The 12492-nt window shown below is 72.8% G+C and carries 12 protein-coding genes and 2 pseudogenes; 6 read left to right on the top strand and 8 right to left on the bottom strand.

Going from position 1 to position 12492, the window contains the following annotated elements; translation table 11 throughout:
• Positions 1–51 precede the first annotated feature (51 nt).
• The 4 genes from BJF80_RS10075 to BJF80_RS20150 all read right to left on the bottom strand — a co-directional run bounded on the left by BJF80_RS10075 (position 52) and on the right by BJF80_RS20150 (position 3402).
• Positions 52–762, bottom strand: coding sequence for a matrixin family metalloprotease (locus BJF80_RS10075; RefSeq protein ID WP_075813299.1), 711 nt, complete (start codon positions 760–762; stop codon positions 52–54).
• 29 nt (positions 763–791) lie between these two features.
• Positions 792–1439 carry an FMN reductase gene (locus BJF80_RS10080; RefSeq protein WP_075813301.1) on the bottom strand — a complete coding sequence of 216 codons (648 nt, stop codon included), beginning with the start codon at positions 1437–1439 and terminating at the stop codon, positions 792–794.
• A 32-nt stretch (positions 1440–1471) separates the two neighbouring features.
• Positions 1472–2626, bottom strand: a complete 1155-nt coding sequence (locus BJF80_RS10085) for an LLM class flavin-dependent oxidoreductase (protein ID WP_075813303.1) — start codon at positions 2624–2626, stop codon at positions 1472–1474.
• 146 nt (positions 2627–2772) lie between these two features.
• Positions 2773–3402 carry a transglycosylase family protein gene (locus tag BJF80_RS20150; protein ID WP_075813305.1) on the bottom strand — a complete coding sequence of 210 codons (630 nt, stop codon included), beginning with the start codon at positions 3400–3402 and terminating at the stop codon, positions 2773–2775.
• Between the two features lie 142 nt (positions 3403–3544).
• Between BJF80_RS20150 and BJF80_RS10095 the strand changes: the two genes are divergently transcribed.
• Positions 3545–4237, top strand: coding sequence for a response regulator transcription factor (locus BJF80_RS10095; protein WP_158068516.1), 693 nt, complete (start codon positions 3545–3547; stop codon positions 4235–4237).
• A 24-nt stretch (positions 4238–4261) separates the two neighbouring features.
• Here the strand turns inward: BJF80_RS10095 and BJF80_RS10100 are convergent, their stop codons facing one another.
• A complete protein-coding gene (locus tag BJF80_RS10100) occupies positions 4262–5074 on the bottom strand; it encodes an SDR family NAD(P)-dependent oxidoreductase (protein ID WP_075813309.1) in 813 nt (270 codons plus the stop codon).
• A 107-nt stretch (positions 5075–5181) separates the two neighbouring features.
• On the opposite strand from BJF80_RS10100, the gene fucP reads away from it, so the two are divergent.
• Together fucP and BJF80_RS10110 are read left to right on the top strand one after the other, a co-directional pair.
• The gene (gene fucP / locus BJF80_RS10105) at positions 5182–6504 is read left to right on the top strand and encodes an L-fucose:H+ symporter permease (protein WP_075813311.1); all 1323 of its coding nucleotides are present in this window, start codon (positions 5182–5184) and stop codon (positions 6502–6504) included.
• Between the two features lie 148 nt (positions 6505–6652).
• A pseudogene (locus tag BJF80_RS10110) lies at positions 6653–7509 on the top strand (substrate-binding domain-containing protein).
• A 30-nt stretch (positions 7510–7539) separates the two neighbouring features.
• Here BJF80_RS10110 and BJF80_RS20810 read toward each other — a convergent pair.
• Positions 7540–7662 carry a hypothetical protein gene (locus tag BJF80_RS20810; RefSeq protein WP_269087394.1) on the bottom strand — a complete coding sequence of 41 codons (123 nt, stop codon included), beginning with the start codon at positions 7660–7662 and terminating at the stop codon, positions 7540–7542.
• Positions 7663–7739: 77 nt separating this feature from the next.
• On the opposite strand from BJF80_RS20810, the gene BJF80_RS10115 reads away from it, so the two are divergent.
• Positions 7740–8672: a LysR substrate-binding domain-containing protein gene (locus BJF80_RS10115; protein WP_075813313.1), complete on the top strand. Its 933-nt coding sequence runs from the start codon at positions 7740–7742 to the stop codon at positions 8670–8672.
• 93 nt (positions 8673–8765) lie between these two features.
• On the opposite strand, the gene BJF80_RS10120 is transcribed toward BJF80_RS10115, so the two are convergent.
• Positions 8766–9155 carry an ankyrin repeat domain-containing protein gene (locus tag BJF80_RS10120; RefSeq protein WP_022923648.1) on the bottom strand — a complete coding sequence of 130 codons (390 nt, stop codon included), beginning with the start codon at positions 9153–9155 and terminating at the stop codon, positions 8766–8768.
• Between the two features lie 20 nt (positions 9156–9175).
• On the bottom strand, positions 9176–10099 hold the full coding sequence (locus BJF80_RS10125) for a cation diffusion facilitator family transporter (protein ID WP_075813315.1): 924 nt from the start codon (positions 10097–10099) through the stop codon (positions 9176–9178).
• Between the two features lie 126 nt (positions 10100–10225).
• On the opposite strand from BJF80_RS10125, the gene BJF80_RS10130 reads away from it, so the two are divergent.
• Positions 10226–10987 carry a HEAT repeat domain-containing protein gene (locus BJF80_RS10130; RefSeq protein ID WP_075813317.1) on the top strand — a complete coding sequence of 254 codons (762 nt, stop codon included), beginning with the start codon at positions 10226–10228 and terminating at the stop codon, positions 10985–10987.
• A 173-nt stretch (positions 10988–11160) separates the two neighbouring features.
• A pseudogene (locus BJF80_RS10135) lies at positions 11161–12422 on the top strand (AAA family ATPase).
• Positions 12423–12492: the final 70 nt, after the last annotated feature.

Consider the following 12492-nt stretch of genomic DNA (forward strand, 5'->3'; position numbering starts at 1 on the left):
CCTGGTCCGAGGGCGGCTCTTGTCGCATCCGGGTGCCGCCGGTGGCGGGGATCAGCCGCAGGCCGCGTCGTCCAGCGCCGCGAGACCGGCCAGGTCGCCCTCGCCGAGCTCGTCCTGCCCCGAGTTCTCGGCCGCCATGAGCTGGTCCGGGTCCTCGGAGTGGCCCAGCCCCAGGACGTGGATGAGCTCGTGCACCAGCACGGTCTGGTCGTCCAGGCCCCCGAGCCACCCGCCGGGCTGGTCGGTGTCGAGAACGACCATGCCGCCGACCGACCTGGCCCCGCCACCGGGGCCGATGACGTAGGACGCCCCGCCCAGGCCGGCGGTCGGCCCGGTGAGCTCAGGCACCTCACCCTCGTCCGCCCAGCCCAGCAGGACCGGCCCCCTGCCGCGGCCGGTGAACTCGCGGTCGTCGGTCTCGCCGATCACCTCGAAGGTGAAGCCCGAGACCTCGTCGACCTGCGCGACGGCGGCCGCGACGAGGTCGGCATACCCCTCTGGCGCCCCCTGCGGGTTCACCTCGAGCTCGATGACCGCGCCGCACTCCCAGGTGACCGGGCCACCTCCGTCGGTGACCTCCATGAAGGTGTAGCCCTCGCCACCGGATCCCGGCACGCCCGCGGCGCGGTCGGGAGAGACGGCCCGGCGGACGTTGCCGAGGTCGAGGCCGGGCGAGACGTAGACCACCATGCTGATGACCAGGCCGAGGACGAGGAGCAGGCTCAGCACGCTCGTGCACCCGCCGCCGCGCCGCTCGCTCATGGTTCCAGTGTGCCGGGGCGGACGCGGTCCTACTGACCGAGCCCGGCGAGGAGGTCCTCGAAGTCGGTGACCTCGCCGTCGGTCACGCTGCGGACCGAGCGACGTCGCGCCTCCTGGCCGAAGCCCTCGACCCCAGCCGAGACGACGGCGGTGGCCAGCTCCCCCGCGGCGCGGCTGATCCGGTGCCCCAGGTCCGGCGAGCCCGGCCCACCGAAGTCGTCGGTGGCCGCGAAGACGCCGGTCGGGACGACTGCCGCGCGCAGGTAGCTGAACAGCGGCCGCAGCGCGTGGTCCAGCACGAGCTGGTGCCGGGCGGTGCCCGCGGTCGCCGCGATGAGGACCGGCATACCGGTGATCGACTCGGGGTCGAGCACGTCGATGAACATCTTGAACAGCCCGGAGTAGCTCGCAGCGAAGACCGGGGTCACGGCGATGACCGCGTCGGCTGCGGCGACGGTCTCACGCGCCGCCTCCACGGCCGGCGTCGGCAGCCCGCCGGTGGTCATGGTGGTCGCGAGGTCGTGGGCGAGCTCGCGCAGCTCGATCACCTCGACGCTCGCGGCCTCGCCGCGTGCCGAGACCTGCGTGGTCACGGCGTCGGCGAGGCGGTCGGCGAGCAGCCGGGTGGAGCTGGGCTGCGACAGGCCCGCGGTGAGGACGACGATGCGCCTGGTCATGGGCGTGCTCCCTTCGGTATGCCGCGCGCCGCTCAGGCGGTGGCGCGCGCCCCGGTGGTGGGGACGGTGAGGTCGACCTTGGCCGCCGGAGCGACCAGGTGGTGCGGCGCGCCCGGGCCGTCGGCGACGAGCGAGGCGTGCGTGGGCGGGTCGCTGGGCACGTGGGCCGGGCGACGCGCCTCGAACTCGCGGCGCAGCACCGGCACGACCTCCCGGCCGAGAATCTCGATCTGCTCCAGGACGACGTCCTGCGGCAGGCCCGCGTGGTCGATGAGGAACATCTGCCGCTGGTAGTCGCCGACCGCGTCGGCGAAGCCGAGGGTGCGCTCGATGACCATCTCCGGCGTGCCCACGGTGAGCGGGGTCATCCGGGTGAACTCCTCCAGGCTGGGGCCGTGGCCGTAGACCGGGGCCTCGTCGAAGTAGGGCCGGAAGGCCTTCTTCGCCTCCGCCTCGGAGCCGGCCATGAAGACCTGCCCGCCGAGCCCGACGATCGCCTGGTCGGCCGACCCGTGCCCGTAGTGCTCGAACCGGCGGCGGTAGAGGTCGACCATCTGCGCGGTGTGCTCGATGTTCCAGAAGATGTGGTTGTGGAAGAAGCCGTCGCCGTAGTAAGCGGCCTGCTCCGCGATCTCGGTGGACCGGATCGACCCGTGCCAGACGAAGGGCGGGGTGCCGTCCAGCGGTCGCGGGGTGGCGGTGAAGCCCTGCAGCGGGGTGCGGAACTTCCCCTTCCAGTCCACGACCTCCTCGCGCCACAGCCGACGCAGCAGGTGATAGTTCTCGATCGCCAGCGGGATGCCCTGGCGGATGTCCTTGCCGAACCACGGGTAGACCGGGCCGGTGTTGCCGCGGCCCGTCATGAGGTCGACGCGGCCGCCGGACAGGTGCTGGAGGAAGGCGTAGTCCTCCGCGATCCGGACTGGGTCGGTCGTCGTGATGAGGGTGGTCGAGGTGGACAGCTGCAGCCGCTGCGTCTGCGCCGCGATCCACGCGAGGTGCGTCGTCGGGGCGGAGGTCACGAAGGGCGGGTTGTGGTGCTCGCCCGTCGCGAAGACGTCGAGCCCGACCTCCTCGGCCTTGAGGGCATACGCGCTCATCGCGGAGATGCGCTCACCCTCGCTCGGCGTGCGGCCGGTCGTCGGGTCCTGCGTGACGTCACCGACGCTGAAGATCCCGAACTGCATCTGACTCACCCTTCCGGAGGTGGAGCGGCTGATCGACGTCTGATTGACGAATCAACTATATCAACGCAGGACCGCCCGAGATATTCCACGCGCACCGGCCGGGCCACCGCAGGGGAGTCGGTGGCCCGGCCGGGTATGCGGTGGCGTCAGCGGGAGCAGTCGCCCGCCGCTCCGCCACCGCGGCCCGCGCCGTGGGCCCCGGCCGCGCCCTGCGCGCCCGGTCCGCCCTCGCGCGGGCCCTGCGGGGCCGCGCCCTCGGCCCCGCCGTTCCGGGATGCCGGGTCTGCTGCTGAGCTCGGCGCGCCGCCCGCGTCGCCCGCGGCGGTCGTCGTGCTCGTGTCGCCCACGGTGGCCGCCGTGCCCGTGTCGGCCGACGTCGTGTCCGTCGCGGTCGCCATCTCGCCCGAGCCGCTGGTCGACTCGAAGCCCATGCCCTGCCAGCAAGAGGCGGAGGCCAGCCACGGGGTGGTGCCCTGCTCGGTGTAGAGCTCGATCGCGGCGGCGTCCTGGACCGACTCCGGCGCGTCGACGGCGCGGGCATAGCCGGCGGCGGCGTCCATGCCCTGCCAGGTGCTGTCGAGGAACTGGTAGGCGCCGGACGCCGTGGACGTCGGGTTCTGCGCGGTGTAGCTGCCGCCGCTCTCGCACTGCTTGATGGCCTCGAGCACCGGGATCCCGGTGTCGGCGGCCGAGGCGGAGCCGGCGATCACGACGCCGGCGCCCGCGAGCGCCACGGTGGCACCAGCGGTGCCCAGGGTGCGGGTGATGAGCTTCATCTGTCACTCCTTCGATCGGGGTTGCGCTGTCAGGCTCACCCGCACAGGTGTGCCGTCGATGTGCCGTCCGTGTGCCGGATCCACATCTCGGACCGGCGCGCAGCACAGGACGGGCACAGCGAGCGCCGGGACGGTGGGAGACATGAGGATCCTGCTGATCGATCTGGGCGACGAGGGGTCGCAGCGGTTGGCTCGTGCTCTGCATGCCGAGGGGTGCGTGGTCGACGTGCTCGGCGGCATCGCCGAGGCGGTATGGGTCTGCGGCCAGTCGCCCCCGCAGAGCCCAGGGGGCATCGCGGTGGCCGTGGCCTGCGTGCCGACCACGGGCCGGGTCGAGCGCGACCTGTCGCTGCGCCTGCGCGCGGCCGGGATCGCCACCCCGCTGCTCGTGGTGGCCGGGCGCGCTGCCACCGACGATGTCGTCGCGGCCCTCGACAGCGGTGCCGACGACGTGGTCTGCCGACCGGTCCGGCTCCCGGAGATCGTCGCCCGGCTGCGGGCCCTGGCCCGGCGCGAGCCGGTCGTGCCGACGCCTCGGCTCGTCGTCGGGGACCTGACGCTGGACCTCGGCGCACAGCGGGTGAGTCGGGGCGAGGACACCATCGAGCTGTCGCCGCACCTGTTCACCCTGCTGGAGACCTTCGCCCGGCACCCCGGCCAGGTGCTCACCCGCGCGGTGCTCGTCGAGGCGGTGTGGGACCCGGCCCACGACCCGACCTCCAACGTCGTCGAGCAGTCGGTCGCGGCCCTGCGTCGACGCATCGACACCCCCTTCGGCCGCCGGTCGCTGCAGACCGTGCGGGGGCGCGGCTACCGCCTCGACCCGGCCGCCTGAGCCGGGTCGGCACGACAGCGCGGCTCAGCCGAGCAGGTCGGCCATACGCCTCGCGACGAGGTCGGTCGCCCGTTGCGGCGAGAGCCGTGACAGGCGACCCAGCAGCGCGGCGTCGGAGCCGACGCTCACGTGGAAGCCACCCTGGCCCACCGCCTTGTCGACGATGATGCTCGCGGCCTTCGCGGGCGACAGCGTCCGGTGACCGCCCTGCTCCCGGCGCGCCTCGGCATCACCACCGGGGACGGTCACGCCGGAGTTCGTCGTAATCTCGGTGCCGATCGCGCCGGGGAAGACCACGCTCACCGCGACCGCTGTGCCGCGCAGCTCGGCATACAGGCCCTCGGTCAGCAGCCGGACGGCGGCCTTGCTCACGCCGTAGAGCGTCTGCCCGGGCACCGGGACCAGGCCGCCCATGCTGGAGACGTTGACGACGCAGGCCTCGGGCCGCTCGACCAGGTGCGGCAGGCAGACCTGGGTGGTGTGGACCGTGCCCCAGAGGTTGACGTCCACGACCCGGTGCATGGCCTCGGGCGAGAGCTCGGCGAAGGGGACGAACTCCTGGATCACGCCGGCGACGTTGAGCAGGCCGTCCAGGTGGCCGTGGTGGGCGACCACGGCCTCGGGCAGCGCCGCCACTGCCTCGCGATCGGTGATGTCGAGCGTGTGCACCGACAGCCGCTCCCCCGCCGCCGCGAGCCGGGCGGTCTCGGCGAGTGCCTCCTCCCGCAGGTCGACCCCCGCGACCCGGGCGTCCCGGCGCAGCAGCTCGAGGGCGATCTCGCGCCCGATGCCGTTGCCGGCGCCGGTCACGACGAAGGTCTGGTGGGAGATCTGCACGGGTGCTCCGTCTCGTCGCTGGCTAGAGGGCTCAGGGTAGTGCGCGCGTCGTCACTGGGTTACAGTCAGCCGCACGACAGAGTTGACGTTGCGTCAGGAGGGACGGTATGGCGACGGTGCCGACCGAGACGAGCACGGATGAGCGCGCAGCACCGCTGGTGGCCAAGCACCTGCGGGTGCCGTTCATCCTGCTGCTGCTGTGCTTCGCGGCCTGGGGGATGGCCGCCAACCTGACCGACGTCCTCGTCGGGGTCTTCCGCGGCATCTTCGACATGTCGAACTTCCAGTCCTCACTGGTGCAGTTCGCCTACTACGGCGCCTACTTCCTGCTGGCCATCCCGGCGGCCTTCATCAACTCCCGCTTCGGCTTCAAGGCCGGCGTGCTGGTAGGCCTGGGGCTCGCGGCTCTCGGCGGCTTCCTCTTCATCCCGGCGAGCCAGATGCTCGCCTACAACATGTTCCTCCTGGCGCTCTTCGTGCTGGCCGCGGGGCTGTCGATCCTGGAGACCTCGGCCAACCCCTTCGTCATCGCCATGGGCGACGAGGCGAGCTCGACCCAGCGGCTCAACCTGGCGCAGTCCTTCAACCCGGTCGGGGCCAACCTCGGCGTGCTCATGGGTGCGGTGCTCATCCTGCCCAACCTCACGCCGGAGGAGAGCAAGACGATCATGAGCGAGGCCGAGCTCCTCGCCGCGCAGGAGGCGGACCTCTTCCAGGTGCTGCGCCCCTACGTCTTCATCGCCAGCGTGCTCGTGCTCATCTGGCTGCTCATCGCCTTCCGCAAGATGCACCTGCCCACGCAGCCGGAGGCGGTCGACCTCACCTCCGGCGGGGGCGGGACCTTCGCCCGACTGTGGGCCAACCGGCACTACCGCTACGGCGTGGTCGCGCAGTTCTTCAACGTCGCGGCCCAGACCTGCACCTGGACGTTCACGATCCTCTACGCCCAGGACGTCGTGGGGCTCAGCCAGGACGCCGCGGGCTGGTGGCTGCAGGCCAGCCTGCTGATCTTCCTGGTCTCGCGCTTCGTCATGACCTGGCTGCTGGGCATCTTCCGGCCGGCCAAGCTGCTGCTCGTCATGGCGCTCTTCGGCGCCGCCTGCTGCCTCACCTCGATGTTCGTCCTCAACATCGTGGGCCTGGTCGCGGTGGTGGCGATCTCGGCCGGGCTGTCGCTGATGTTCCCGACGATCTACGGGCTCGCGCTGCAGGGGCTCGGGCCGGACGCGAAGTTCGGCTCGGCCGGGCTGGTCATGGCGATCCTCGGCGGGGCACTGGTGCCGATGATCCAGGCGGCAGTCATGGACGGCTACGGCTCCTCGGCGGGCTACGTCGTGCCGGGGGTATGCCTGCTCCTGGTCGCGGGGTACGCGGTCTTCGACCTGCGCAACACCCGACCAGCCGTGGGCGAGCAGACGATGGAGGCGTGAGGTGATGACGACCATGCGGACGCGGACATGGACGACGGCAGCGGCACTGCTGGCCGGGATCGGGCTCGCCGGCTGCACCGGTGAGGAGCAGGAGCCGGTCACCGTCGGGCTCATCACCAAGCAGGAGGAGAACCCCTACTGGGTCGAGATGCGCGAGGTCGCGGAGGAGACGGCCGAGGAGCTCGACGCCGAGCTGCTCACCGCGACCGGCACCAGCGACACCGACGTGGCCTCCCAGGAAGCCGCGATCGCGGACATGGTGGAGCGGGGCGCCGACGGCATCCTCATCGCGCCCACCGACGCGAGGCGCTCGACCCGGCCATCACCGCCGCGCGGGAGGCGGGGGTGCTCGTCATCGCCGTGGACACCCCGACCGATCCCCCGGAGGCGGTCGACGCGACCTTCGCCACGGACAACGAGCGGGCCGGTGAGCTGATCGGAGAGTATGCCGCGGCCAAGGCCGAGGAGCTCGGGCTCGACCCCCAGATCGTCACCCTCGACCTCACGCCAGGCGTCAGCACGGGTGAGGAGCGGCATACCGGCTTCCTGTCCGGCTTCGGCATCGAGGAGGGCGACGACGCGATCGTGGCCTCGGTCGACACCGAGGGCGACCGCGACAACGCCGCCGTCGCGATGACGCAGGTGCTCGCCGACAACCCGGACGTCAACGTGGTCTACACGGTGAACGAGCCGGCAGCGCTCGGGGCGCTGGCCGCGCTCGAGGACGCCGGTGCCGACATGGACGAGATCGTCCTGGTGTCGGTCGACGGAGGCTGCCGCACGATGCGGGAGGGCGTGCGCCCCGGGCTGATCGACGCGACCGCGTCGCAGTACCCGCAGAACATGGCGCGCGAGGGCGTGGAGGCCATCGTCGACGCGGTGCGCGAGGGCGATGAGCCGACCGGCTACCTCGACACCGGGACCGAGCTGATCAGCGACCACCCCGCAGAGGGCGTGGAGTCGCGCCGGGTCGAGTTCGGGGTGCGGACCTGCTGGGGGTCCTAGGACCTCAGCAGGCGAGGCGCCGAGCCGGGCTCAGCGGGTGCTGCGCCGCGCGGCGGTCGGCCAGGCGACCACGGCGGCGCTGCGCGTCGCGGGGAGAGAACGGATGTCGTGGCGGGAGCCGGCGACCATGAGCGAGAGCAGGAACTTGGCCATGCCTCTACGATCCGGCAGCAGCCACCCATACGTCCAATGTCGGTCGTGAGCCCAAATCATGCGCTAGCGTCATAGGTATGGACGTCGCTTCCCTGCGTTGGTTCCAACTCGTCGCCGACGGGGTGACCGTCACCGAGGTGAGCGAGATCGAGATGGTCTCCCAACCCGCGGTCTCGCGAGCCCTCGGCCGGCTGGAGCAGGAGGTGGGGGCTCCGCTGCTGCGCCGCGAGGGGCGGGTGCTGCGGATGACCCACGCCGGCACCGTCTTCAAGCGGCACGTCGACGGGGTGCTGCACCAGCTCGACGACGGGCTCGCCGCAGTCCACCAGCTCCTCGACCCAGAGACGGGCACCGTCACCGTCGCCTTCCAACCCTCGCTCGGGACGTGGCTCGTCCCCGACCTCGTCACGAGCTTCCGCGCCGAGCACCCGGACGTGCGGCTCGACCTGCGGTCCAAGGAGGACGAGACGCTCGCGGCGGTCGGGGCGCACAGCGCGGTCGACCTGGAGCTGTCCACCCTGCGCCCGCACCCGGGCGAGGACCAGCCACGCTGGCGGGCGCTCGTGGCCGAGCCGCTGCGCCTCCTCGTCGGGCCGGAGCACCGGCTCGTCGGGCGGTCCCGGGCCGAGCTCGCCGAGGTGGCGCAGGATCCGTTCGTCGCCATGGTGCCGACCTCGGTGCTGCGCAAGCACACCGACCAGCTGTGCCGCGAGGCCGGCTTCGCGCCCGAGGTCGCCTTCGTCGCCGCCGACCTGCCCACGCTGCGGGGGTATGTCGCGGCCGGGCTCGGGGTCGGGGTCGCGCCGACGCGGTGGGGCGGCTCGGTCGCAGCCCCCGTGGCCGGGCTGCACGTGCTCGAGCTGAGCGACCGCACCGCGACCCGGGACGTCGGGTTGTCCTGGGCCCCCGGCCGCCGGCTGCTGCCCGCGGCCCAGCTCTTCCGCCGCCACGTCCTCGACCGCGCCGAGGCCGGCCTCCTGCCGCGCCCGGTGCCCCCGACCGACACCTGACTCCCCCGACCGAGCGCACGGTATGCACCCAGCGGCCGCGCGCTCTGCGCGGACCGACCGCACGGCATGAGGCAGAACCGGCCGCGCGGTGTGTCAGGCGAGCAGATCCTCGCGGCCGAAGATGGCAGCCGTCTCCCGCGCGGTCGGCTGCCCGGCCTCGGGGTCGGCGCCGTGCCGCAGCAGGGTCGCGACCACCTCCGCCTCGCCCTTGAAGACCGCCCCGGCGAGCGGCGACTGACCCCGGTCGTTGAGCCGGTCGACGTCGGCGCCGCGGTCGGCGAGCTCCGCGACCGTGGACGGATGCCCGTGGTAGGCCGCCAGCATGAGCAGCGTGTTGCCCGCCGGGTCGGTGAGGTCGACCGGGGCGCCGGCGTCGACATACGCCGCCAGCCGCTCGGTGTCCCCCGCCCGGGCGAGGTCGAAGAGCGCGTGCGCGAGCTCCACCGCCGCTGCGGCGGGATCGGGCTGCTCGGAGTCGGTCATGGTCGCGCAGCCTACGTGGGTCAGCGGTGGTGCTCGTGCTCGTGCTCGGCGTGCTGCGGCGGCTCGAGCTGGAAGGTCGAGTGCTCCACGCTGACGTCGAAGTGGCCCGCGACGCAGGTCTGCAGCGCATCCAGCATCTGCGGGGCGTGGCCGTCCTCGAAGCAGCCGGACTCGACCACCACGTGGGCCGTGAGGACCGGGGTGCCGGTGCCGATGCGGGAGGCGTGCAGGTCGTGCACGTCGAGCACGTGGTCGACCCCGAGGATGTGCTCGCGCACCTCGGTGAGGTCCAGCCCCGGGGGCACGGACTCCAGCAGCACGCTGCCCGCCTCGCGCAGGATGGAGACCGCTCGCGGGATGATGAGCACGGCGATCACCAGACCTGCGACGGCGTCCGCCCTGGTCCAACCCAGGGTCTGGATGAGCACGGCCGAGACGATGACCGCGACCGACCCCAGCGCGTCAGCGGCCACCTCGAGGAAGGCCGCGCGCAGGTTGAGATTGCTGTCCCGCCCGCCGGCCAGGATGAGCAGGGAGGCGATGTTGCCGAGCAGCCCGACGACACCGAAGACCAGCAGCAGTCCGCCGGTCACCTCGGTCGGCTCGCTGCTCAGCAACCGCTGGACACCCTCCACGACGGCGTAGATCCCGACCGCCAGGAGGACGGTCGCCTGCGCCCCCGCCCCCAGCACCTCCGCCCGCGCGAAGCCCCAGGTGCGCCGCTCCGACGGGGGCCGGGCCATGAGCCGCGCGGCGAGCAGGGCGAGGAGCAGGCCACCGGCGTCGGTGAGCATGTGCCCGGCATCCACGAGCAGCGCCAGACTGCCGGTGAGCACCGAGCCGACCACCTCGGCCACGAGGATCGTGGCGGTGATGAGGAAGGCCAGCAGGAGTCGTGCGCTGCTCGCCCCGGCCGCGTGGTCGTGGCTGTGCTCGGCGCTCATGGTCCGAGTATGACACAGGACAGACATACCCCCCCACGGGTATACATCCGCTTGACCCTCACGCCGCGTGAGGAATGAGGATGAGGGCAGACGCGTTCCGCGTCGGAGCACACGAAGGAGAGACCAGTGACCACCCTGGAGCAGGCCCGCCGGGCCGTGTACGACGTCAGCCCCACCACCCGCCAGCGTGCCGCCGTGCACCTCGGGACGCACGGTGACGACTCGCACACGGCCGAGCTCGTCGCGCTCCTCGTCGCCGAGCCCGACTTCTTCGTGCGCGAGACGCTGACGTGGGCGGTCTGCCGCCACCCGCGGGTGGCGCTGCCGCACCTGCTGGCGGCCCTGGACTCCTCCCCGGGGTCCCGCGTGCAGGTGCTGCACGCGCTGAGCAAGATCCAGGCGCCCGAGGCGGTGGCGCGCATCCTACCCTTCGCCGAGGACGACGACCCCGCCGTCGCGATGAAGGCGTGGTGGGCGCTCGGCCGCACCGGCACCCCGGAGGCCGCGCCTGCCCTGCTGCCCCATCTCGGCCGCGGTGGCGAGGAGCAGCAGCGCGAGCTCTCGCGCGCGCTGGAGCAGCTCGGTGAACCCGGCGTGACAGGCCTGGCCGCCGCGCTCGCGGACGAGGAGGTCGAGGTCAGGCTGCACGCCGCCCGCGCCCTCGTGCTGGTCGGCGACCCCGCCGCCCGACCCGCCGCCGCGGCCCTCGTCGCCGCCGCCGAGGGTGACGAGCAGGAGGTCGCGATGGTCGCCCTCGAGGCACTGGCCGCCCTCGACAGCCCCGAGGTGGAGCCGGCGCTGGAGCGGCTGCGCGACGGCGAGGACAGGTTCCGCTCGCTCACCGCGCAGTGGCTCCTGGCCGACCGCGCCGAGCGCCGCAGCGACTGAGCACCGGTCTCCCCGACGGCGACTGCCTCTGAGGTGGTCGCCGTCGGCATACCGGCAACCACTCGCGACGCTCGGTCGGTAAGAGGACAACCACTCGCGGCGCTCGGTCGGTGTGAGGACAACCACTCGCGACGCTCGGTGGGATGTCGGTGGTGAGCCCTAGCGTCGCGGGCATGTACTCGACCGTCGCCGTCAGCGGCTACCGCTCGCTGCGCGACGTGGTGCTGCCGCTGGGCGACCTCACCGTGATCACGGGCGCCAACGGCTCGGGCAAGAGCAGCGTCTACCGGGCGCTGCGCCTGCTCGGCGCCTGCGGGCGCGGCGAGGCGGTGCGCGCGCTGGCGCAGGAGGGTGGCCTGGTCTCGGTCCTCTGGGCCGGGCCGGAGTCGCTCGCGCAGGCACGACGCGGGTATGCCGTGGAGGGCACCATGCGGTCCGGTCCTGTCTCGCTCCGGCTCGGGGTGGGTGGGCAGGACGACGAGTTGTCCTACCTCGTCGACCTCGGCATCCCGGTCCAGTCGCAGACCCCGCTGCTGCACACCGGTGACCCCGACCCGCGACCGACGCTGTTCAACCGCGATCCGGAGATCAAGCGCGAGGTGGTCTGGCGGGGGCCGGTGATGCACCCCGCTCGGCAGGTCGCCCGACGCCGCCACCAGCGGGTGGAGCTGCGCGACGACGAGGGACGCTGGGGCCAGGCCCCGGCGAGCCTGCCACCCTGGACCAGCCTGCTGACCGAGGTGGTCGACCCGCACGGGGCTCCCGAGCTGTGGGCGGTGCGGGACGCGCTGCAGACGTGGCGCTTCTACGACGGCTTCCGGGTGGATGCCGCCGCACCCGCCCGTCGCCCGCAGGTGGGCACCCGCACCTGGTCGCTCGCCGAGGACGGCTCCGACGTCGCCGCGGCCCTGCAGACCATCCGGGAGGCTCCCGGTCCCTCCTGGACGACGCGGTCTCCGACGCCTTCGACGGTGCCCGGCTCTCGGTGGCGGAGTCCCACGGCCTGTTCGACCTCGAGGTGCACCAGCCAGGGATGCTGCGGCCGCTGCGGTCCGCCGAGCTGTCCGACGGCACCCTGCGCTACCTGCTGTGGCTCGCGGCCCTGCTCACCCCGATCCCACCGCGGCTCCTCGCGCTCAACGAGCCCGAGACGAGCCTGCACCCCAGCCTGGTGCCGCCGTTGGCCCGCGCGGCGGCGACGGCGTCGCGGCGCACCCAGGTCGTCGTCGTCACCCACTCGCGGCACCTGGTCGACGCCCTCGCCGAGGCCGTCCGCGAGCAGCGGGGTCTCGCGGGTGACCCCCGCGACGTCGACGTGGAGCCGGGTCGGCCCACCCCGCTGCTGGTCCACGAGCTGACCAAGGACCTGGGCGAGACCGTCGTCGCGGGCCAGGGGCTGCTCACCACCCCGACCTGGGAGTGGGGCCGGAGGTGAGCGCCAGACCCTGCGCGAGTGCGAAGACGCAGCTCAGCGCCCCTTTTTTTAGGGTGGCCCCCGCGTGACA

Origin of the sequence: Serinicoccus sp. CUA-874, assembly GCF_001942225.1 — a bacterium.
Lineage (GTDB): Bacteria > Actinomycetota > Actinomycetes > Actinomycetales > Dermatophilaceae > Ornithinicoccus > Ornithinicoccus marinus.